We start from the raw sequence: 20394 nt of genomic DNA, 5'->3' as shown, positions 1-20394 counted from the left end.
GGCGCGACGCCAGTCACCTCCCCCGCACGTCCCCCTCCACACACACCCGCCCGTCCTCACCCCGCAACTCGAACCGCCCGCTCCCATCGGCCCCGTACGCCACCGTCCCCGGCAACAGCACGGGTGCCCGGAACCGTGCCCGTACCTCGGTCGTGTCGGGTATGCCGTGGGCGGCCAGGCAGCGGGCCAGGGTCCACATGCCGTGGGCGATGGCACGGGGGAAGCCGAAGAGGCGGGCGGTGAGGGGGTGCAGGTGGATGGGGTTGCGGTCGCCGGACGCGGCACCGTAGCGCCGTCCCACGTCCCCGGCGAGGCTCCACTCGGCGACGACGGGGAGCGCGGGGCCGGCGTCCTGCCGGGGCTCGGGTGACGTACCGGGGCCGGTGCGGTGCCGGGCCAGATACGTGCTCCGGGACTCCCACACCACGCTTCCGCCCGACCGCAGCTCCGTCACCACCGCCGCCTCCGTCCCCCGCCGGTGCGCGGCCAACCCGGCGATCCACACGCAGAGTTCGTACGACCCGTCCGCCGCCGGCGCGGCGCCCCGCACGATCTCGATCGACGTGTGCACCAGCCCCAGCAGCGGCAGCGGGAAGTCGCGCCCGCTCATCAGCCGCATGGCCAGCGGGAAGCCGAGGACGTGGGGGTAGGTGACCGGCAGGTCGGGCTCGCCGGTCGGGAAGCCGCAGACCCGCTCGTACGCTGTCAGCTTCGCCAGGTCCACGCGCACGTCCGGCAGTACCAGGCGGGTGCGCGGGAAGGCCGCGTCGGGGGCGGGGCGCTTGAAGGGCGAGCGCAGGGCTCCCCGGACCAGCAGCGGGGCCAGCGCGGGAGGCGCGGTCAGGGTGACGGCCGTCATCACGCCCCCAGCAGGCTCTGCCGCGGACGCGGACGGTGCGGCAGGGGACCCGGCAGCGCGGGCCGCTGCGGTGACCACCGGACCAGCTCGGCCGGCTGGGGCAGGCCCCGTCGCCGGGTGAGGAAACGGCCCGGGGCCGTGCCGGTGAAGCTGAGGTAGCGGTCGGCCATGTGCGACTCCCGCGCGACTCGGTTCCGAAGAGCTGGAAAATGCTTACTCCGGAGTAAGGTTACCGAAGGTAAGCCAAGGTGGCACGCGGACGGGAACCGCTCGCCCATCTGACCGCGTACGAGACGGCGGCCGTCGACTCGTCCACGGGGACGGTGGACGGCGAGGACGGCCGCTGATGGCACCGGCGTACGCGGTTCCGCGCCTGCCGGAGCGCACCGGCCCGGACCTGGCCGACTTCGGTCTGGTCGGGATCCACGAGGCGTTCGCCTCCCAGGTGCCGGCCGCGCCGGCGGCCTGGGAGGAGCGAGGCCTGCCACCCGTGGACCGCGCCCGCCTGAACAGCACGGGCTCCTCCCTGGCCACGGACCACCCCTCCGCGGCAGCGGGCGCGCGTATCCTGGCGGCCCTGGCCCAGCGGCCGGCGGAGCGGGAGGGCCCGGGCAGTGGGCTGATCTCGGTCTGCGCGGCGGGCGGCCAAGGGGTGACGGCGATCCTGGAACGCCCCGACACCGGGCGGGGCAGGCAGAGTTGAGCAGCCGTCACATAACCCCCGAGGCTGCACATCCCCGGCCCCGGACCCTCCCCGAACCCGCACAAGCCCCTCACAGTGGAGCCGTACGATCACCTGCCTAACCGGCGGTAACCCCTTTCCGTGAAAGGGTCACCGCAGGTGCACGCACGCCAGAGGAGCCGCCCGTGTCCACGCCGTACCCGACCCCGCCCGCATCCTCCGGCACCACGGTCTCCGCCACCGACTACGACGGCCGCCCGGTCCTCGTCGAACCCGAGATACGCCGGCTGGACGGGGCCGTACGGGAAGTGGCGGTCCCCCCGTTCGCGCCCCCGGTCACCCACGGCTCCCTGGCCGACCTCCCGTACGAGAACGCGGAGACCGCCCCCGACCATGTCGTCCTCAGCCGCAAGCGCTCCGACGGCCGCTGGACGGACGTGACGGCCGCCCGCTTCGCCGCCGAGGTCCAGGCCGTGGCCAAGGGCCTGATCGCCGAAGGGCTGATGCCCGGCGACCGCATCGCCGTCATGTCCCGCACGACGTACGACTGGACCCTGCTCGACTTCGCCGCCTGGGCGGCCGGCCTGGTCACGGTCCCGGTCTACCCGACCTCCTCCGTCTTCCAGACCCGCTGGATCCTGCACGACTCCGGCGCGGTCGCCCTGGTCACCGAGACCGCCGCCCAGGCCGCCGCCATCGGCCCCGAACTCGCGCACCTGCCCGACCTGCGCCACGTGTGGGTGATGGAGAAGGACCACGTGGCCCGGCTCGCCGACGCGGGGGCAGCGGTGCCGGACGGCGAGACCGGCGTACGCCGGGGCATGCTCGGCCCCGACACGCTCGCCACCCTGATCTACACCTCGGGCACCACCGGCCGCCCCAAGGGCTGCGCCCTCTCCCACGGCAACTTCTTCGCCGAGGTCGACAACGCGATCGAACTCCTCTACCCCGTCTTCAAGGCGAAGGACGAAGACCCGTCGGTCCTGCTCTTCCTCCCGATGTCCCACGTCTTCGGCCGCATGGTGGCCATCGCCTGCGTCCGCGCCCGCGTCCGCCTCGGCCACGCCCCCAGCCTGGCCCCGCAGGACCTCCTCCCGGACCTGGACGCCTTCAAGCCGACCTGCCTGCTGACCATCCCCTACATGCTGGAGAAGGTCTACAACTCCGCGCGCGCCAAGGCGGAGGCCGGCGGCCGGGCGTCGGTCTTCGACCGGGCGGCGGCCGTGGCCCAGCGCTACGGCGAGGCGCTGGAGGCCCGCCAGACCGGCGCGGGCAACGGCCCGGGCCGCGCCCTGAGGACACAGCGCGCCTTCTACGACCCCCTCGTCTACCGCCGCCTGCGCGCCGCCATGGGGGGCCGTGTCCGGTACGCCATCTGCGGCGGCTCCCCGCTCGGCCGACGCCTCGCCGCGTTCTACGCCGGCGCCGGCATCGAGATCTTCGAGGGCTACGGCCTCACGGAGACCACCGGCGCCTCCACGGTCACCCCGCCCCTGAAACCCCGCCTCGGCACGGTCGGCTGGCCGCTGCCCGGCACGCGGGTGAGGATCGCGGCGGACGGCGAGATCCTCATCGGCGGCGACCACGTCCTGCGCGGCTACTGGGACCCCCAGGCGGGCGGAGTGGTCCCCGCGACCCGCGACGGCTGGCTGCCGACGGGCGACCTCGGCGAACTGGACGACGAGGGCTACCTGACCATCACCGGCCGCAAGAAGGAACTCCTGATCACGGCGGGCGGCAAGTCGGTGGCCCCGGCCCCGCTGGAGAACTGGCTGCGCCAGCACCCGCTGATCTCCCAGGTCATGCTGGTGGGCGACGCCCGCCCCTTCGTCGCCGCCCTGATCACCCTCGACCGCGACGGCATCACCCACTGGCGCCAGATGATCGGCAAGCACCCGGTCCCGCCGGAACTCCTGGTCGACGACGAGGAACTGAGGGCCGTGCTCCAGCGGGCGGTCGACGAGGCGAACCGCATGGTCTCCCGCCCCGAGTCCATCCGCCGCTTCACCGTCCTCCCGGTGGACTTCAGGGAGACGGCAGGCCACCTGACCCCCTCCATGAAGCTACGCCGGGACCAGATCCTGCGGGACTTCGCGGCGGAGGTGGAGGGGTTGTACGAGCGCTGAGGGAACCGGAGTGGACACGGGTGCGGTGATTGGCGCCAATCCCGGTGTGGTCACTTCACAGCACCGGCGACGGTCGGCACCCGCTCCTCGCTGGTCCCACCTCCTCCGGACTCGGCGGGGCGGGGAGCGGGTTGCCGCCTGGGTCGGTCGCGGCCCGCTCACGATCCTCGCGCGCTGTGCCGAGCCCAGTCAATCCTTGGGTTTCCTCATCAAACCCCAGTGTTAGCTTGGGTCTTGTGACCCTGGAAGACCTCCGCGTGTTCATCGCCGTGTGCCGTGCGGGCAGCCTCAGCTCGGTCGCCCGTGACCTCGGCCGCACCCAGTCCGCCGTCAGCCAGCACGTCAAGCGACTGGAGCGGGAGACCGGCGTGGCCCTGCTGGAACGCCAGCCGCGCGGGGTCGTACCGACCCAGGCCGGCCGGATACTGGAGGCCGCCGCAGGCGAGGGCATCAACGCCCTGGACGTCGCCGTACGACAGCTCCGCGACCTGGTCGACGGCCACAGCGGGTACGTCCGGGTAGCCACCGGCGCGACGACCGTCCGGCACTTCATGTCCGACGCGGTCGTCACGTTCCGCCGCGAGCACCCCAAGGTCAACCTGGAGTTCCGCACGGTCAGTTCGGGCCGGGGCAGCTTCGACGCCCTCGCCGACGGCACACTGGACCTCGCCTGGATCACCATCGGCCCACCGGTCCGGGGCATCGAGCAGCGCACGGTGGTGGAGCTGCCGTGGCTCCTCGCGGTCCGGGCGGACGACCCGCTGGCCGGCCGCCCGTGCCTGGACCCGGCCGAGCTGTCCGGCGTCCGGATCATCCGGCTCCCGCCGAACTCCACATCCGCCGCCCACCTGGAAGCGGCGTGCGCCGAGCGGGGCGTGCGGTTCGCCTACGAGCCGAGCGTGGCCGACTGGGACACGGCCCTGCTGCTCGCCGAGCTGGGGATCGGAAGGGCGGTCGTACCCGCCGTACCGGGGCTTCCGGTCCCCGGCGACGGCCCGCTGCGCCTGGTCCCGCTGCCCGGCCTCCGTCCCCTCCCCGTCGGCTGGGCCGTCCGCCGCTGGGACGCGCTCAGCCCGCCGGCCCGGGCCTTCGCGGACACGGTCGCCGCGTTGCGCTGAGCGCCAGCTCCACCCAGACCGTCTTGCCGACGTCCCGCTCGGACACGCCCCACAGTTTCGCGAGCACCTGTACGACGACGAGACCCCGGCCGTTCTCGTCCTCCAACCGCCCGTCCAGGAACCGCAGGGGGCGGTCACCCCGGGCGTCACTCACCTCGATACGCAAGGTGTCCTGGGCGAGGAGCAGAGCCAGCCGCAGTTCGAAGTCCCGGCCGGGTACGCGACCGTGGGTGACGGCGTTGGCGGCGAGTTCGGCCACGACGAGCTGGGCGGTGTGGCTGAGGTCGCCGTCATGGGGATACCCCCAGGTGGTGAGCGCGGTGGCGGTGAGCCGACGGGCCAGACGGGCGCCTCGGGGCGTCGAGCTGAGCCGTTGGACGAGTTCGGTTGTGGGGGTGGAGATTTCTACGTTCACATCACCGAGCGTGGTGGCTTCTCCCTACGCTGACCAGGGGAGACCCGGCGACTGTCCGTAGTCGTACGGGTGCGGCTTGTGGGAGTACGGGTCAGTCGGAGGGTGGCGTGACGGAGGAGAGCGAGCGGAGGCCGGAGACGCCGGCGGAGGAGAACGGGTCGGCTGCGGTGTTCGCCGTACTCGGCAAGCAGCTCAAGTTGATGAGGGAGCGGGCAGGGCTGAACCAGCGGGAGTTCGGCCAGTTGGTGGGGTACGGCCCCGATCAGATCTCCGCCATGGAGCGAGGGGTACGCACGCCGAGGCCGGAGTTCCTGAGGCGGGCCGACGAGATCCTCGGGGCGAACGGCATGTTCATCGCGGTCATCCCCGAGGTGGAGGAGGCGATGACCAGGGCGCGGACGCGGCATCCTGAGTGGTACCGGGGCTACGCGGCACTGGAGGCGCAGGCAGTGTCCCTGCACGACTACAGCACCATGGGCGTGCTGGGCCTGCTCCAGACCGAGGACTACGCGAGGGCTGTGTTCACCCAGCGGCATCCGCCCCTGGACGAGGAGACCATCGAGAAGCGGGTGGCGGACCGGCTCTCACGCCAGCAGATCTTCGAGCAGTGGCCGCCGCCCGAGTTCAGCTTCGTCATCGAGCAGGCGGTGCTGGAGCGGCCGATCGGCGGCCCGAAGGTGCTCAAAGACCAACTGCGTCAGTTGCTGAGGATCGGGCGGCGGCGAAACGTGCAGCTACAGGTCATGCCCACGGGACGGCATGAACACCCTTGCCTGGATAACGGCTTCACCTTGCTCATCCCCAAGGGGAAGGAGCAAGTTGCTTACATGGAGTCACAGGGATACCCGAAGTTGATCAGTGACCGAGAAGAGGTCCGCGTTCTCGCTGCTCGCTATGGGATCATCCGTGCTCAGGCCCTCAACCCGCACGAGTCTCTGGACTTGATCGAGAAGATGCTGGACGGACGATGACCATAGAGCAGTTGACCTGGTTCAAGTCGAGCTACAGCAGCGGCGAAGGCGGCCAGTGCCTAGAAGTCGCCCCCCACCCCACCGCCATCCACATCCGCGACTCGAAGCAACCCCTCGCCGCCCACCTCACCGTCACCCCCTCCGCATGGTCAGCCTTCCTTCTGGGCGAGAAGGAACGCCTGCGGGACGGGTGATTCGCCGCGCGTCGCCTCAGGGGCGCGCACGGTGGTGGAGCGGAGGGTGAAGCCGGCGTCGGAGAGCAGGTCTGCCATCTGCTCGGGGCGGCGCCGGTGGTAGTCCAGGGCCACGTCGTGACCGAAGGGGCGTTCGAGGCGGAGCGGCACGTCACCCACCTGGAAGGCGAGCAGGAGCCGGCCGCCGGAGCCCAGGACGCGGTGGAACTCGGTGAACAGGTCGGGGAGTTCGTCCACGGGTGTGTGGATGCTGGAGTACCAGGAGACCACCCCGGCCAGCGAACCGTCGGCGACCGACAGCTCCCGCATCGAGCCCTGCTCGAACCGCAGCGCGGGATGCTGGCGGCGGGCGATGGCGATCATGGCGTCCGAGAGGTCCAGGCCGAAGACGGACAGGCCCAGACCGGCCAGGTACGCGGTGATGTCGCCGGGGCCGCAGCCGAGGTCGGCCACCGTGCCGTGGGGGCCGACCTGTTCGGCGTACGCGCTGAGGAGGGCCCGTTCCAGGGGCCGTTCGGCGAGGGGGTCGCGGAAGTGGTCGGCGTAGTTCTCGGCGATGGTGTCGTAGAAGGCGCGGGTGTCGGTCATGGGGAGGGACCGTAGCGGCCCGCACGGACACTCCGCTTAGGCTGCTGCCGTTGGCCAACGCATCAACTGGGGGGACAGGCCGATGAACCAGTCGACGGAGGTGTTCCAGCCACTCCAGGCGGACGACCCACCCGTGGTGGCGGGCTACCGGCTCGCCGCGCGGCTGGGCGCGGGCGGTATGGGCCGGGTCTACCTGTCCCACACGCAGGGCGGCCGGCCCGTCGCGCTGAAGGTCGTACGGCCCGAGCTGGCGGACGATCCGGACTTCCGGCGGCGGTTCGGCAGGGAGATCAAGGCGGCTCGGCGGGTGCGGGGGGCGTACACCGCCGAGCTGATCGACGCCGATGCCGACGGCGTGCCGCCGTGGCTCGCCACGCTGTACGTGCCGGGGCCGTCCCTGGCGGAGGCCGTGGCCCGGCGGGGGCCGTTGCCGGTGGCGGCCGTGCTGTGGCTGATGGCGGGGGTGGCCGAGGCACTTGAGGCCATTCACGCCGAGGGGATCGTGCACCGTGACCTGAAGCCGTCGAACGTGCTGCTGGCCGCCGACGGGCCCCGGGTGATCGACTTCGGTATCGCGCTGGCCGCCGACGGCACCTCGTACACGGCGACGGGCGGCACGATCGGCACGCCCTCGTTCATGGCTCCGGAGCAGGCGTCCGGGGGTGAGGTGGCGGCGGCGACCGACGTCTTCGCGCTCGGGCAGACGGCCGCGTTCGCGGCGCTGGGCAGGCCGCTGTACGGGGACGGTCCGGCCGTGAACGTGCTGTACCGGATCGTGCATGCGGAGCCCGATCTCGATCTGCTGCCCGAGCCGTTGCGTCCGCTGCTCGCCCGGTGCCTGGCCGCCGATCCGGCGGAGCGGGCCACTCCGGCGGAGGTCGTGGAGTGGTGCCGGCAGCGGCTGGGCGCGGACGCCGACGCGGGCGGGGGACCGGCGGTGTGGCGGGAGATCACCGGACCGGAGGTCGTGGTTCCGGCACCCGTCCCGGAGCCGACCCCGGCGTACGCACAGCCACCGGTGCCCGCCCCCACCTCGCCCTATCGGCAGCAGCCGCTGATCGCGCCGGTCGGCTGGCCGCAGCCGACGCCGGAGCAGCGGAAGGCCCGCCGCCGGCGCGCCGCGCTGATCTCGGTCGCGGGTGTGGCGGGCGGCGCGCTGCTGGTGGCCCTGCTGGCGTGGTCGGTCATGGACGCGAAGGGCCGGGCGAGCGGGCGGAACACGGCCGGTTCCCGGACGTCCGCCACGGCATCTGCCCCACAGTCGTCCTCATCGGCGTCCGCGCCGGGCTCCTCGTCGGATTCCTCGTCCCGCTCCTCAGGCGCGTCCGTCCCGGGGGCCGGTGACGTCGGGTCCTCGGCCTCTCCCCGGGACCCGCGGCCGGAAGGGTTCTCCCAGCTGTGGCTGGACGCGAAGAACTCACTGAGCCTCAAGGGCCAGGAGCCCCAGCGGAAGAACCGCAAGGGCGACATCCGCTTCGACTGTCAGGCGATCGGCTGCGAACTGAAGAGCGACAACGTCGTGTTCATGCAGATGTACGGCGGACACGGCACCACCCTCGACGAGTGCCGTCTCTTCCTCAAGCACGCGACGAAGCACAGTTGGACGCTGAGCAGCGCGGCGGCCGGCACCGAGTTCTGCCTGAAGGACGACGAGGGCAACATCGGGCTGTACGTGATCCAGACGAAGTCCACCGCGATGCCCGACATGGCCTTCCTCATGGGTGACCTGACCGTCTGGCGCCACGCCGCCTAACCCACCCCCGCCACCCGCAGAAGCGCCGTCGTCGTGGCCGCCCCCAGCACCACCACGGCGAACGGTGCCCGCCGCCAGGCCAGGACGGCTCCCACCAGGACGCCGGTGGGGCGGGCCCAGCCCGCGAAGGTGCCGGACTCGGTGAGGGCGCCCGTGGCCAGCAGGGCGACCAGGAGGACCACGGCGCCCGCCGAGGCCAGTTCCTGGACGCGGGGCGGGACGGTGACCCGGCCGTGCAGGACCGGGCCGACCAGCCGGAAGGCGTACGTGCCGACGGCCAGGGCGAGGATGACGACGAGCGTGGTGTTCACGCGGCGGCTCCCCGGTCGGCCGGGCGCCGGTGCAGAAAGAGTCCCGTCAGGGCCAGCAGGACCGGGACCCCGGCCGGCACGACGGGCGTGACCGCCAGGGCGAGGGCGGCGCCGAGCAGGGCACACCGCCGTACCGTCGCGTCGGCGCGGAGGGCGGGCAGGACCAGGGCGACCAGGACGGCGGGGAACGCGGCGTCCAGGCCGTAGCGGGCGGTGTCACCGAGGGCGCTGCCCGCGAGCCCGCCGGCCACGACGCCGGTGTTCCACACGGCGAACAGCCCGAGCCCGGATATCCAGAACGCCCGCCGCTGCCGTACCGGGTCGGACTGGGCGAGGGCGAAGGCGACCGTCTCGTCGGTGACCAGGTGGGCGCCCAGGAAGCGGGTCGCCCGGTTGCTGCCGATGATCTCGGCCACGGCCAGACTGAAGGCCGCGGTCCGGGTGTTGAGCAGCAGCCCTGTGGCCACGGCGGCCACGGGGCCGCCCCCGGCGAGCAGCACGCCCACCGCGCTGAACTGGGCCGAGCCCGCGTAGACCACCAGGGACATCAGCACCGGCACCCACAGCGGCAGCCCGCCCGCGACGGACACGGCGCCGAAGGAGACGCCGACGATGCCGCTGGCCAGCCAGACGAGCGAGCTGTCGCGGAGGAGGGAGCGGTCCCTGTGCGGCTCGGGTGTTGTTCGGTGCGGCGAACGCATGTTCTCTACGATGGACAGTGAGCGCCCTGTCCGTCAAGGCGAACGAACGTACCGATGGAGCGAACGCGCATGTCCGAGGTGCCCGCCCGGCTCCCCATGGAGTGGATCGCCGCGTCCCTGAAGCGGGAGCGTGGCCGTGCCGGTCTGTCCCTGTCCGAGCTGGCCAAACGCGCCGGAATCGCCAAGTCCACGCTGTCCCAGCTGGAGGCGGCGAGCGGGAACCCGAGCATGGAGACCATCTGGGCGCTCGCGGTGGCGCTCGGCGTGCCGTTCAGCGCGCTGGTGGAGTCACCGGCGCCCAGCGTCCAGGTGGTCCGGGCCGGCGAGGGGCCCACGGTCGGCTCGGAGCGGTCCAGCTATGTGGCCTCGCTGCTGTCGGCGAGCCCGCCGGGGGCGCGCCGGGACATTTATTACGTGTGGCTGGAGCCCGGGACCGTACGGGATTCAGAGCCCCACATTCCGGGGACCGTCGAGCACATCGTGGTCAGCGACGGGGCCGTGAGAGCCGGTCCGCGCGGCGAGGCCGTGGAACTCGGCCCGGGGGACTACATGTCGTACCGGGGAGACATGCCTCACGCGTACGAGGCGCTCGCGGCCGGGACCAAGTTCGTGCTGATCATGCAGCACATGTGAGCGTTCGTGAATACGAAATGAACGGGGAAAGGCAGGAGCCCCGTCGCCGGTGGCGCGGGGCTCCTTGGGTACTGCACTCAGGTTCTGCGATCAGGCAGTGATCAGACGGGAGTGACGTTCTCCGCCTGCGGACCCTTCGGGCCCTGCGTCACGTCGAAGCTCACCTGCTGGTTCTCCTCGAGGGAGCGGAAGCCGGAGGCGTTGATCGCGGAGTAGTGAACGAAGACGTCGGGGCCGCCGCCCTCCTGGGCGATGAAGCCAAAGCCCTTTTCGGCGTTGAACCACTTCACGGTTCCGGTAGCCATAAGCCCTCCTTGGGCTCAAAAGGGTTGCCCTGCCTCCAGAACCTGCAAGTGCGAAACGGTGCTGCACGACTGCATTCGTCTGAAAACGACGAGAGCCCGCGGTTACATGCTCCGCAGGCTCTGTACTGCAAGGGAAACCAAACTGCAACTTGCGGCAAGCCTAGCATCCGGGCAGCCGAAAGCAATAGGGATCAAGATCACGTCACCCGGATGTTTGAACGTCCGCTAGGCCGTTCGGGGGTGGGGTCGGTCCCAGCACCGTACCCCGCGGGGTCTAGTCTCGCGATGTGGACAATTCTCGCACCCGGCCGCGCGTCGGCCACATCCAGTTCCTGAACTGCCTGCCCCTCTACTGGGGGCTCGCGAGAACCGGCACGCTCCTCGACTTCGAGCTCACCAAGGACACCCCGGAGAAGCTCAGCGAGCGGCTCGTGCGCGGCGACCTCGACATCGGGCCCGTCACCCTGGTCGAGTTCCTGCGCAACGCCGACGACCTCGTCGCCTTCCCCGACATCGCCGTCGGCTGCGACGGCCCGGTGATGTCCTGCGTGATCGTCTCGCAGGTCCCGCTGGACCGGCTCGACGGCGCCCGGGTCGCCCTCGGCTCCACCTCGCGCACCTCGGTCCGGCTCGCCCAGCTGCTGCTCGCCGAGCGGTACGGCGTCCAGCCCGACTACTACACCTGCCCGCCCGACCTCAGCCTGATGATGCAGGAGGCGGAGGCCGCCGTCCTCATCGGCGACGCCGCCCTGCGCGCCAACCTCCTCGACGGGCCCCGCTTCGGCCTCCAGGTGCACGACCTCGGCGCGCTGTGGAAGGAATGGACCGGCCTGCCCTTCGTCTTCGCGGTGTGGGCCGCCCGCCGGGACTACCTGGAACGCGAGCCGTTCATCACGCGCCAGGTCCACGAAGCCTTCCTCGCCTCCCGCAACCTCTCCCTGGAAGAGGTGCAGAAGGTCGCCGAACAGGCCGCCCGCTGGGAGGAGTTCGACGAGGCCACCCTGGAGCAGTACTTCACCACCCTCGACTTCAGCTTCGGCGCCCCGCAGCTGGAGGCCGTCGCCGAGTTCGCCCGCCGGGTCGGCCCGACGACCGGCTTCCCGGCCGACGTGAAGGTGGAACTGCTCCAGCCCTGAACGGGGTAGGAACCCGGGGCGGGCCGGCTGAGGGGGAGGGAAACGTGGGCGGGGTGACCACGGGGGTGCTGGTGCTCGGCGCCCTGCTGTGGGGCGCGCTGACGGGGGCGCTGCTGCCCCGCGCCGCCTACCGTTTCGCCGTACCGTCCGGTGAGCCGTGGCGCGACCGCTGCCCCGGCGGCCACCATCCGGTCCGGGGCTGGCTGGGCGGGGCGGGATGCGGGGAGTGCGCCGAGTCTCAGGAGCGCGCGCCTTCCTCGTCGTACACCTCCCACACCTCTTCGTACGCCCCCTCCGCGCCCCTCCTCGCCACCGCCACCGCCCTCGTCTGTGCCGCGCTCGCCGCCGCCACCGGCACCCGGCCCGAGTTGGGGGTGTGGCTGCTGCTCGCGCCCGTCGGCGTGCTGCTCGCCGCCGTCGACTTCCGGGTGCAGCGGCTGCCCGATCCGCTGACCCTCCCGCTCGCCGCCACCGCCCTCGCCCTGCTCGGCCTCGCCGCCCTGCTCCCCGAACACGCCGGCCACTGGCGCACCGCCCTCTACGGCGCCCTCGCGCTCGGCGCCGGCTACTACCTGCTGTACCGCGTCAACCCGGGCGGCATGGGCTTCGGTGACGTGAAGCTGGCCGTGGGCATGGGCGCCGTACTCGGCTGGTACGGCTGGCCAACCGTGCTGCTCGGCACCTTCGCCGGATTCCTGCTCGGCGCGCTCTACGGCGGCGCGCTCGTCCTCGCCCGGCGGGCTGGCCGGAAGACGGCCGTGCCGTTCGGCCCGTTCCTCCTCGCCGGTGCCCTCACCGGACTGCTGATCGGCGCGTACGCGGCCTGAGGTCTTTCACCCGAAACGGCTGGCGTAGGCTGGTTCGGTCCGTCCACACCCTTGACGAAAGGGACGCCCTGGTGACCGAGATGGCCGACCTCACGTCTGTCCTCGACCGTGCCGCCGCAGGTGGGCGGATCACCCCGGAAGAGGCGCTCGTCCTCTACCGCGACGCCCCCCTGCACGCCCTGGGCGCCGCCGCCGACGCCGTGCGCCGCCGCAAGTACGCGGGCATCGAGCACATCGCCACGTACATCATCGAGCGGAACATCAACTACACCAACGTGTGCGTCACGGCGTGCAAGTTCTGCGCCTTCTACGCGGCCCCCAAGGACAAGGAGAAGGGCTGGACGCGGGATCTGGACGACATCCTGCGCCGCTGCGCCGAGACCGTCGAGCTCGGCGGCACCCAGATCATGTTCCAGGGCGGCCACCACCCGGACTACGGCGTCGAGTACTACGAGAAGCACTTCCGGGCCATCAAGGAAGCCTTCCCGCAGCTGGTCATCCACTCCCTGGGCGCGTCCGAGGTCGAGCACATGGCCCGGATCAGCGGGGTCTCGGTGGAAGAGGCCATCACCCGTATCCACGAGGCCGGCCTGGACTCCTTCGCCGGTGCCGGCGCGGAACTGCTCCCCGAGCGCCCCCGAAAAGCCATCGCGCCCCTCAAGGAGAGCGGCGAGCGCTGGCTGGAGATCATGGAGACCGCGCACCGGCTGGGCGTCGAGTCCACCTCCACCATGCTCATGGGCACCGGCGAGACCAACGCCGAGCGGATCGAGCACCTGCGGATGATCCGGGACGTACAGGACCGTACGGGCGGCTTCCGCGCGTTCATCCCGTACACCTACCAGCCCGAGAACAACCACCTGAAGGGCCGCACCCAGGCGACCCTCTTCGAGTACCTGCGGATGATCGCCATCGCCCGCCTCTTCCTGGACAACGTCCAGCACATCCAGGGCTCGTGGCTCACCACCGGCAAGGAGGTCGGCCAGCTGTCCCTGCACTACGGCGCGGACGACCTGGGCTCGATCATGCTGGAGGAGAACGTGGTCTCCTCGGCCGGTGCCAAGCACCGCTCCAACCGTCTGGAGATCATCGACCTGATCCGCAAGGCGGGCCGCGTCCCGGCGCAGCGCTCGACGACGTACGAGCACCTGGTCGTCCACGACGACCCGGCCAACGACCCCGTGGACGACCGCGTGGTCTCCCACATCTCCTCCACGGCCATCGAGGGCGGCACGGCCCACCCCGAGCTGAAGCTGCTCGCGTCGAACTAGGGCCGCCTTGCTGACGATTCACGCGGACTCCCGGGGGCACGCCTTCCTCGTCAAGGGCGAGTGGATCGAGGCGGTCGGTCCCCTGGAGGAGCTGGCCGCCGCGCAGCCAGGCGTGCGCGTGCGCAGCTGGCCCGGCATCCTCACGCCCGGGTTCGTCAACCTCTACGGCAACGAGCTGCTGGAGCAGACGTACCACCCGGACCCACGGGAGGCCGACGACCTCGGCACCGAGCCGCTGACCGGGGACGCGCTCACCCTGCTCACCCTGGACGACGCCCGCCGGGGCGCGAGCGCCCGGCGGGGCATCCAGCGCATGCTGACGTACGGCACGGTCGCCGTGGCCTGCGAGCCCTTCCGCAGCCGCGCGGTACGGGACGCCGTACGACGCACCGGGATCGGGACCGTGGGACGGCTGAACACCCCCGACGACCCGCCCTCCCTGGACCCGTTCGGCTCCGCCAGGCCCCCCATGCCGGCGACGGAACGCCGCCAGGGCTCCGCCGCCCGCTTCGCCGTGTTCGACGTACGCGACGAGGAGGAACTGGCCGAGCGGGGCGCGGGGACGTGCGTGGCGACGGTGGTGGCGGGGCGCTTGGTGTTCCGCCGCCGCTGAGACGCCGTGGCGATCCGCTCACCCGGAGAAGCGGCGCGCGAAAGCCTGGTGCCGGCCGTCCCGCTGATCGCGGCACGCAGGAAGCCGACGCTCCTGCCGAGAGGGCGGGCTGCAAGAATGGGCGGGTGACCCGCGCTTCCCTGAACAAGCAGCCGCACGAAGTCGCCTCGATGTTCGACGACGTGGCGGAACGGTACGACCTGACGAACGACGTGCTGTCGCTCGGCCAGGACCGGCGCTGGCGCAAGGAGGTGGCGACGGCGGTCGACGCGCGCCCCGCGCAAAAGGTCCTGGACCTCGCCGCCGGGACGGCCACCTCCTCGCTGCCCTTCGCGCGGACGGGCGCGTACGTCGTCCCCTGCGACTTCTCCCTCGGCATGCTCCAGGTCGGCAAGAAGAAGCACACCTGGCTGCCGTTCACGGCGGGCGACGCGACGAGGCTGCCCTTCAAGGACGACACCTTCGACGCGGTGACGATCTCCTTCGGGCTGCGCAACGTGCAGGACACGGACGCGGCGCTGCGCGAGATGTACCGGGTCACCCGGCCCGGCGGACGCGTGGTGATCTGCGAGTTCTCCCACCCGACGTGGGCGCCGTTCCGCACCGTCTACACCGAGTACCTGATGCGGGCGCTGCCGCCGGTCGCGCGCGCGGTGTCCTCCAACCCGGACGCGTACGTCTACCTCGCCGAGTCCATCCGGGCCTGGCCCGACCAGCCCGCGCTCGCCGAACGGCTCCGCAAGGCGGGCTGGTCCAAGGTGGCGTGGCGCAACCTCACCGGCGGGGTGGTCGCGCTGCACCGGGGCTTCAAGGAGAGCTGAATCCGGCCACCGCGTACGGGTCGCCGGGCTGTTCCAGCTCCCGTCGCAGTCCGCCCGCCGGGGGTCGCGGAACGCGTGGTTCACGCACGCCTCCGCCGCCCTCGCCCTCACCGAAGTCGAACCACACGTACACCATCGAGTCCGGCGGCACCTCGGCACCGGGCTGCGGATACTGGCGTACGACGTAGTCGACGACGGTGCGGTGGAACTCCGGGCGGTCCGGCGCGTTGAGGAACAGTCCCCGCGCCCTGGCCGTTTCGCGCGCGTCCACGGCCATCAGACCGACCAGACGCGGGACGCGCACTTCGGGTGTTTTGGGTGTTATGCGCACAGATGTCACCCCCAGCGGTACTGGAAGGGTAACTCTCGCCCGGCCCACCCGGAAGGCGCCGGTGTCTTTCTGTAACAGATGACTACTGTGCGTGATGAAAGGGGAGCCGGAAGCACAGGGCCGGCTCGTTCAGCGTGGGGTGCGCGTAGGTCTCCGCCCGCTCCATGCCGAGCCGCCGGGCCACCGCGATCGACCGCTCGTTGCCCTGCGGGACCATCGCCACCACCCCCGGCACCCCGGCCTCCCGTACACGTCTGAGCGTCTCCCGCGCCGCCGCCGTCGCGTACCCCTTGCCCCAGTGCGCCCGCCCGAGCCGCCAGCCGATCTCGGTCTCGCCGACCGGGCCCCAGTCCGGCCGCCACGGGTGCGCGCCGGTGAAGCCGACGACCTCCCCGGACTCGTCCAGCAGGGTCCACAGGCAGAAGCCGTGCTCGGCGTCGTTCCGCCGCTGGCGCGCGGTGAGTTCCTCGTAGACCGACAGCTCCGCCGGCCTGCCGCCGTGGAACTCCATGACCTCCGGGTCGGCGAAGATCCGGTGCCAGGCGACCGCGTCCTCGTGCGTGGGAACGCGCAGCCGTACCGCGGGGAGAGGTCGGTTCACGGGGCAGCCCTTCAGCCAGGCGATCAAGTCCGCTGAATAGACTGCCCATGTCCAGTGCCGGTCGGCACGCACATTTCGAAACTTGGGGAGATCCCGCCGTGACCGAGCCCCTCTCCGACCACACCGCCGATGTGATCGTCGTGGGCGCGGGGCCAGCCGGCTCCACGACCGCGTACCACCTCGCCAAGGCCGGTCTCGACGTCCTGCTCCTGGAGAAGACCGAGTTCCCGCGTGAGAAGGTGTGCGGCGACGGCCTCACCCCGCGCGCGGTCAAGCAGCTCGTCGCCATGGGCATCGACATCTCGGAGGAGGCCGGCTGGCTGCGCAACAAGGGCCTGCGCATCATCGGCGGCGGCTCCCGCCTCCAGCTCGACTGGCCGGATCTCGCCGCCTATCCGAACTACGGCCTGGTCCGCAAGCGCGACGACTTCGACGAGCAGCTCGCCCGCAACGCCCAGAAGGCCGGCGCCCGCCTGTACGAGCGCTGCAACGTCAGCGGCCCGGTCCTCGACGACCGCACCGGCCGCATCACCGGCGTCACCGCCAAGCTCGGCGAGGAGAAGCGCGAGGTCACCTTCCACGCGCCGCTCGTCGTCGCCGCCGACGGCAACTCCACCCGCCTCTCCCTGGCGATGGGCCTGCACCGCCGCGAGGACCGCCCCATGGGCGTCGCGGTCCGGACGTACTTCCAGAGCCCCCGCCACGACGACGACTACCTGGAGTCGTGGCTGGAACTGTGGGACCGCCGCGGCCCCCAGGACCGCCTGCTGCCCGGCTACGGCTGGATCTTCGGCATGGGCGACGGCACGTCGAACGTGGGCCTCGGCGTGCTGAACACCTCCGCCTCCTTCAAGGAGCTGGACTGGCGCGAGATCCTCAAGGCCTGGTGCGCCTCCATGCCGGAGGACTGGGGCTACACCCCCGAGAACATGACCGGCCCGATCCGCGGCGCGGCCCTGCCCATGGCCTTCAACCGCCAGCCGCACTACACGCGCGGGCTGCTGCTCGTCGGCGACGCCGGCGGCCTGGTGAACCCCTTCAACGGCGAGGGCATCGCCTACGCCATGGAGTCCGGCCAGATCGCCGCCGACGTCATCGTGCAGGCCCACGCGCGCGCGACGCCCGCCCAGCGCGAGATCGCCCTCCAGCACTACCCGCGCGTCCTCAAGGACACCTACGGCGGTTACTACACGCTCGGCCGCGCCTTCGTGAAGCTCATCGGCAACCCGAAGGTCATGCAGATCGCCACCCAGCGCGGCCTGACCCACCCGCTGCTGATGAAGTTCACCCTGAAGCTGCTGGCGAACCTCACCGACCCGACGGGCGGCGACGCGATGGACCGCATCATCAACGGCCTGAGCAAGGTGGCCCCGAAGGCGTGACTAGGCGCTGAAAGCCGCGGCGTTGGCGGCCCGGCGGGCGTACACCGCGTCCCGCTGGTCCGCCATCTGCCGCAGCGCGTCCTTCTTGTCCCGTTTCGAGAGCCGGTCCAGATAGACGTACCCGTTGGTGTGGTCGGTCTCATGGGCCAGGCACCGCGCGAAGTACCCGGTGCCCTCGACGACGACGGGGTTGCCGTCCCTGTCCTGCCCGCGCACGACGGCCCGGTCCGGCCGCGGTACGGCCATCACGGCACCCGGCACCGACAGGCACCCCTCGCCCTCGTCCAGCAGCCGTCGCCCGGTCGTGGGCGTTTCGAGCACCGGATTGACGATGTGCCCGACATGTCGGACTCCTTCGTCATCGGGGCAGTCGTACACGAACAGCCGCAGATCCACCCCGACCTGATTCGCCGCCAGCCCCGCGCCCTCGGCGACATACATGGTGCGGAACATGTCGTCGATGAGCGCGGCGAGGTCGGGCCCGAACTCCGTGACGTCCCGGCACGGCCTGTGCAGCACCTCTTCACCGACCTCGGTGACACGGCGCACCGCGCCCCGTCCGGCCTCGGGGGCGTACCGCGGGTAGTGGTCGGCGGGGCTTCCCTGTACGAACACGCGTGGCATCGCGCGGACTCCTTCGCTCGGCGACGGACCACCGGACGGCGGCCCGAGCAGAGCATGTCAGGAACGACGCGAGGCGGGTCAGGGGCGGCGCGCCGCCTTCCAGGGACGGCGCGCGGTGTTCCAGGTACGACGCAAGGGCCGCTGCCCCCGAGCGGCTGCGGCCCTACGCGTGTGAGAGGTGCGGAGTGCGCTCAGAGCACCCGCACGGCGCCGGTGGGCGGGTCGTACGACAGCGGGCGCTCCACGACGCCGCTGGAGGGGTTCTGCGCGCCCACGAACATGCCGTCGCCGACGTACACCCCGACGTGGTACGCGCTGCCCGCGCTGCCCCAGTACAGGATGTCGCCCGGCTGGAGGTTGCTCAGCGAGACCTGGGTGCCGGCCGTCGACTGGTCCTGGGAGACGCGCGGCAGGCTGATGCCGACCTGCTTGAAGGCCGTCTGCACCAGGCCCGAGCAGTCGTAGGCGGAGGGGCCGGTGGCGCCGGAGACGTACGCCTTGCCGACCTGCGCCTTGACGAAGCTGATGACGGCCGCGGCCGAACCGGTGGCCGTGGAGGTGCTGGTGGAGGTGGACGTGGAGGTGGAGGTGGAGCCGGCGTCCGCCGTGGTGGAGAGCGTGGTCCGCTCCGCGGAGCGGGAGGCGCGGGCGGCGGCCTCCTTGCGGGCGGCCTCCTGGGCCTTCTTCTTGGCCTCCGCCGCCTTCTTCTTGGCGTCGGCGAGGTCCGTCTTGGCCTGCTTCGCGGCCTTCGCGGCAGCCGCGTCACGCTCGGCCTGCAGCTGGTAGTTCGCGGCGGCCTGTTCGGTGGCGTCCGCGGACTGGGCCGCCTGAGCGGCCAGGTCGGCCGTCAGGGTGGGCAGTTCGAGGGTCTGCGTCACCGGCTCGGCCGCGTTCGCCGAGCCGGACGCCCCGGCGACTGCCAGGGTGCCGAGGACGCCACCGGCAACTCCGGCCCGCATCGCGAGGGTCGACGCGCTGCGGCGGGGCTTCCGGTGGCTGCGTATGTGAGCGGTGTGGGACATGGGAACAACCGGTACCAGGGGCTCCTTCATATCTTCAAGAAACGTGTGCTGCGCCACATTTGTTCAATCGAGACCCGGAAACCCGGGCGTGTCGCTCTTTATTGACGCCGTAACGGACATTGCGGACGCTCGTGATCAAGGCCTTGATCACGGTCTTTGATCATTACGTCCGAATTGCCCCCCGCCTACCACTGGTTGGGTTCGTTGGCCAAGCCCGGTTCTCAGGGGTCTCTCATGGATGTGGCGGAGGTCACGGAACGATTACCGGAATCGTGGCGTCCGACGCCTGTCCGGCTCGTGAACGCGTGCACGCGCCCGGAACCGCGTCCACACCCCGCCCCGGCCTCCCTCCGAGGTGTGAACGCGCCCCACTACCAGCCCCCCGCGTCCATCGCCAATTTGCATGCATCGGAAGCATCTTGATATGGAGACGCCCCCTCCGGCCTGCGATGACGTGCGAGATTGTCACTTCTGGTGATCAACTGAACGCTTCGCGTATGAAGATCACTCATCATCCGACTTCATGATCCTTCGTCAGGTGGTGGAGATCACAAAGCTTGTGTAATACCCCGTGTCGCAGATCACAGAGCGGCGGGCATAAGATGCGAGGCAGTTGGGCTTGTGACCTGCTTCACATGTTCGCGATCTTCGCCGGGGCGAGCGGGGTTCGTGGGACCGGTGAGGCGGATGTGAGCCCAGTGCAACCGCCAGCAGTCAGTGCCGACTGAGAGGAGCGAGGAGCGGTGAACGCGTATGCGCCCATCCTCGTACTGGGAGCCCTCGGGGCAGGCTTTGCGATCTTCTCCGTGGTCATGGCCACGCTGATCGGTCCGAAGCGGTACAACCGCGCGAAACTCGAAGCCTACGAGTGCGGCATCGAGCCGACCCCCACGCCGGCCGGCGGCGGGCGCTTCCCCATCAAGTACTACCTGACGGCGATGCTCTTCATCGTCTTCGACATCGAGATCGTCTTCCTCTACCCCTGGGCCGTCACCTTCGACGCCCTGGGGATTTTCGGGCTCGTGGAGATGCTGCTCTTCGTGCTCACCGTCTTCGTCGCCTACGCGTACGTATGGCGGCGCGGCGGCCTGGAATGGGACTGAGGGGCCT

General features: G+C 71.1%; 23 protein-coding genes and 2 pseudogenes. 14 read left to right on the top strand and 11 right to left on the bottom strand.

Features of this window, described 5'->3' with window-relative positions; all coding sequences use genetic code 11:
• Nucleotides 1-13 precede the first annotated feature (13 nt).
• A complete protein-coding gene (locus AB0L21_RS06605) occupies nt 14-859 on the bottom strand; it encodes a MaoC/PaaZ C-terminal domain-containing protein (protein WP_365782568.1) in 846 nt (281 codons plus the stop codon).
• A gap of 35 nt (nt 860-894) precedes the next feature.
• Nucleotides 895-1029: pseudogene (locus tag AB0L21_RS06600) on the bottom strand (short chain dehydrogenase); the annotation flags it as partial.
• An 81-nt stretch (nt 1030-1110) separates the two neighbouring features.
• Between AB0L21_RS06600 and AB0L21_RS06595 the strand changes: the two are divergent.
• From AB0L21_RS06595 to AB0L21_RS06585, 3 genes and pseudogenes are all read left to right on the top strand, one after another.
• Nucleotides 1111-1562: pseudogene (locus AB0L21_RS06595) on the top strand (acetyl-CoA C-acyltransferase); the annotation flags it as partial.
• Nucleotides 1563-1726: 164 nt separating this feature from the next.
• Nucleotides 1727-3667, top strand: a complete 1941-nt coding sequence (locus tag AB0L21_RS06590; RefSeq protein WP_365782566.1) for an AMP-dependent synthetase/ligase — start codon at nt 1727-1729, stop codon at nt 3665-3667.
• A 236-nt stretch (nt 3668-3903) separates the two neighbouring features.
• A complete protein-coding gene (locus AB0L21_RS06585) occupies nt 3904-4785 on the top strand; it encodes a LysR family transcriptional regulator (protein ID WP_365782564.1) in 882 nt (293 codons plus the stop codon).
• Here the strand turns inward: AB0L21_RS06585 and AB0L21_RS06580 are convergent.
• Entirely contained in the window at nt 4736-5200 is a 465-nt protein-coding gene (locus AB0L21_RS06580; RefSeq protein ID WP_365782562.1) for an ATP-binding protein, read from the bottom strand. The genes AB0L21_RS06585 and AB0L21_RS06580 overlap by 50 nt on opposite strands.
• Nucleotides 5201-5307: 107 nt before the next feature.
• Between AB0L21_RS06580 and AB0L21_RS06575 the strand changes: the two genes are divergently transcribed.
• Both AB0L21_RS06575 and AB0L21_RS06570 read left to right on the top strand, forming a co-directional pair.
• Nucleotides 5308-6171 carry a helix-turn-helix transcriptional regulator gene (locus AB0L21_RS06575; RefSeq protein ID WP_365782560.1) on the top strand — a complete coding sequence of 288 codons (864 nt, stop codon included), beginning with the start codon at nt 5308-5310 and terminating at the stop codon, nt 6169-6171.
• On the top strand, nt 6168-6365 hold the full coding sequence (locus AB0L21_RS06570; protein WP_365782558.1) for a DUF397 domain-containing protein: 198 nt from the start codon (nt 6168-6170) through the stop codon (nt 6363-6365). Before AB0L21_RS06575 ends, AB0L21_RS06570 begins: the two co-directional genes overlap by 4 nt.
• Here the strand turns inward: AB0L21_RS06570 and AB0L21_RS06565 are convergent.
• Nucleotides 6321-6953, bottom strand: coding sequence for a methyltransferase domain-containing protein (locus AB0L21_RS06565; RefSeq protein ID WP_365782556.1), 633 nt, complete (start codon nt 6951-6953; stop codon nt 6321-6323). The two genes, AB0L21_RS06570 and AB0L21_RS06565, sit on opposite strands and share 45 nt — an antisense overlap.
• An 82-nt stretch (nt 6954-7035) precedes the next feature.
• Here AB0L21_RS06565 and AB0L21_RS06560 point away from each other — a divergent pair, with 82 nt between their 5' ends.
• A complete protein-coding gene (locus AB0L21_RS06560) occupies nt 7036-8706 on the top strand; it encodes a serine/threonine-protein kinase (protein WP_365782554.1) in 1671 nt (556 codons plus the stop codon).
• On the opposite strand, the gene AB0L21_RS06555 is transcribed toward AB0L21_RS06560, so the two are convergent.
• Complete coding sequence (locus tag AB0L21_RS06555) at nt 8703-9017, bottom strand: AzlD domain-containing protein (RefSeq protein ID WP_365782552.1); 315 nt, start codon at nt 9015-9017, stop codon at nt 8703-8705. The genes AB0L21_RS06560 and AB0L21_RS06555 overlap by 4 nt on opposite strands.
• The gene (locus tag AB0L21_RS06550) at nt 9014-9718 is read right to left on the bottom strand and encodes an AzlC family ABC transporter permease (RefSeq protein ID WP_365782550.1); all 705 of its coding nucleotides are present in this window, start codon (nt 9716-9718) and stop codon (nt 9014-9016) included. The genes AB0L21_RS06555 and AB0L21_RS06550 overlap by 4 nt, the downstream gene beginning before the upstream one ends.
• A 69-nt stretch (nt 9719-9787) precedes the next feature.
• Here AB0L21_RS06550 and AB0L21_RS06545 point away from each other — a divergent pair, with 69 nt between their 5' ends.
• The gene (locus tag AB0L21_RS06545) at nt 9788-10351 is read left to right on the top strand and encodes an XRE family transcriptional regulator (protein ID WP_365782548.1); all 564 of its coding nucleotides are present in this window, start codon (nt 9788-9790) and stop codon (nt 10349-10351) included.
• Nucleotides 10352-10452: 101 nt separating this feature from the next.
• Here AB0L21_RS06545 and AB0L21_RS06540 read toward each other — a convergent pair whose 3' ends face one another.
• Nucleotides 10453-10656 (bottom strand): cold-shock protein, encoded by a 204-nt coding sequence (locus AB0L21_RS06540; protein WP_003992177.1) that lies wholly within the window; start codon nt 10654-10656, stop codon nt 10453-10455.
• Nucleotides 10657-10943: 287 nt separating this feature from the next.
• On the opposite strand from AB0L21_RS06540, the gene AB0L21_RS06535 reads away from it, so the two are divergent.
• The 5 genes from AB0L21_RS06535 to AB0L21_RS06515 all read left to right on the top strand — a co-directional run bounded on the left by AB0L21_RS06535 (nt 10944) and on the right by AB0L21_RS06515 (nt 15324).
• The gene (locus AB0L21_RS06535) at nt 10944-11792 is read left to right on the top strand and encodes a menaquinone biosynthesis protein (RefSeq protein WP_365707938.1); all 849 of its coding nucleotides are present in this window, start codon (nt 10944-10946) and stop codon (nt 11790-11792) included.
• Nucleotides 11793-11845: 53 nt separating this feature from the next.
• On the top strand, nt 11846-12619 hold the full coding sequence (locus AB0L21_RS06530; protein ID WP_365782608.1) for an A24 family peptidase: 774 nt from the start codon (nt 11846-11848) through the stop codon (nt 12617-12619).
• 71 nt (nt 12620-12690) lie between these two features.
• Complete coding sequence (gene mqnC / locus AB0L21_RS06525) at nt 12691-13890, top strand: cyclic dehypoxanthinyl futalosine synthase (protein ID WP_365782546.1); 1200 nt, start codon at nt 12691-12693, stop codon at nt 13888-13890.
• Nucleotides 13891-13897: 7 nt separating this feature from the next.
• Nucleotides 13898-14503: a hypothetical protein gene (locus tag AB0L21_RS06520; protein ID WP_365707934.1), complete on the top strand. Its 606-nt coding sequence runs from the start codon at nt 13898-13900 to the stop codon at nt 14501-14503.
• A gap of 125 nt (nt 14504-14628) precedes the next feature.
• On the top strand, nt 14629-15324 hold the full coding sequence (locus AB0L21_RS06515; protein WP_365782544.1) for a demethylmenaquinone methyltransferase: 696 nt from the start codon (nt 14629-14631) through the stop codon (nt 15322-15324).
• On the opposite strand, the gene AB0L21_RS06510 is transcribed toward AB0L21_RS06515, so the two are convergent.
• Together AB0L21_RS06510 and AB0L21_RS06505 are read right to left on the bottom strand one after the other, a co-directional pair.
• Nucleotides 15311-15628, bottom strand: coding sequence for a PASTA domain-containing protein (locus AB0L21_RS06510; protein WP_365707930.1), 318 nt, complete (start codon nt 15626-15628; stop codon nt 15311-15313). The two genes, AB0L21_RS06515 and AB0L21_RS06510, sit on opposite strands and share 14 nt — an antisense overlap.
• A 109-nt stretch (nt 15629-15737) precedes the next feature.
• Nucleotides 15738-16256 (bottom strand): GNAT family N-acetyltransferase, encoded by a 519-nt coding sequence (locus tag AB0L21_RS06505; RefSeq protein WP_365707928.1) that lies wholly within the window; start codon nt 16254-16256, stop codon nt 15738-15740.
• A 47-nt stretch (nt 16257-16303) separates the two neighbouring features.
• On the opposite strand from AB0L21_RS06505, the gene AB0L21_RS06500 reads away from it, so the two are divergent.
• Entirely contained in the window at nt 16304-17638 is a 1335-nt protein-coding gene (locus AB0L21_RS06500; RefSeq protein WP_365707926.1) for a geranylgeranyl reductase family protein, read from the top strand.
• Here the strand turns inward: AB0L21_RS06500 and def are convergent, their stop codons facing one another.
• Together def and AB0L21_RS06490 are read right to left on the bottom strand one after the other, a co-directional pair.
• Nucleotides 17639-18262 (bottom strand): peptide deformylase, encoded by a 624-nt coding sequence (gene def, locus AB0L21_RS06495; protein ID WP_365782542.1) that lies wholly within the window; start codon nt 18260-18262, stop codon nt 17639-17641.
• 191 nt (nt 18263-18453) lie between these two features.
• On the bottom strand, nt 18454-19284 hold the full coding sequence (locus AB0L21_RS06490) for a C40 family peptidase (RefSeq protein ID WP_365782540.1): 831 nt from the start codon (nt 19282-19284) through the stop codon (nt 18454-18456).
• Between the two features lie 743 nt (nt 19285-20027).
• Here AB0L21_RS06490 and AB0L21_RS06485 point away from each other — a divergent pair.
• The gene (locus AB0L21_RS06485; protein ID WP_003992243.1) at nt 20028-20387 is read left to right on the top strand and encodes an NADH-quinone oxidoreductase subunit A; all 360 of its coding nucleotides are present in this window, start codon (nt 20028-20030) and stop codon (nt 20385-20387) included.
• Nucleotides 20388-20394 lie beyond the last annotated feature (7 nt).

This window comes from Streptomyces sp. NPDC052721, assembly GCF_040678315.1.
Taxonomy (GTDB): Bacteria; Actinomycetota; Actinomycetes; order Streptomycetales; family Streptomycetaceae; genus Streptomyces.
Note: the sequence above shows the minus strand (reverse complement) of the source record. Positions and strands in the feature narration are given on the sequence as shown.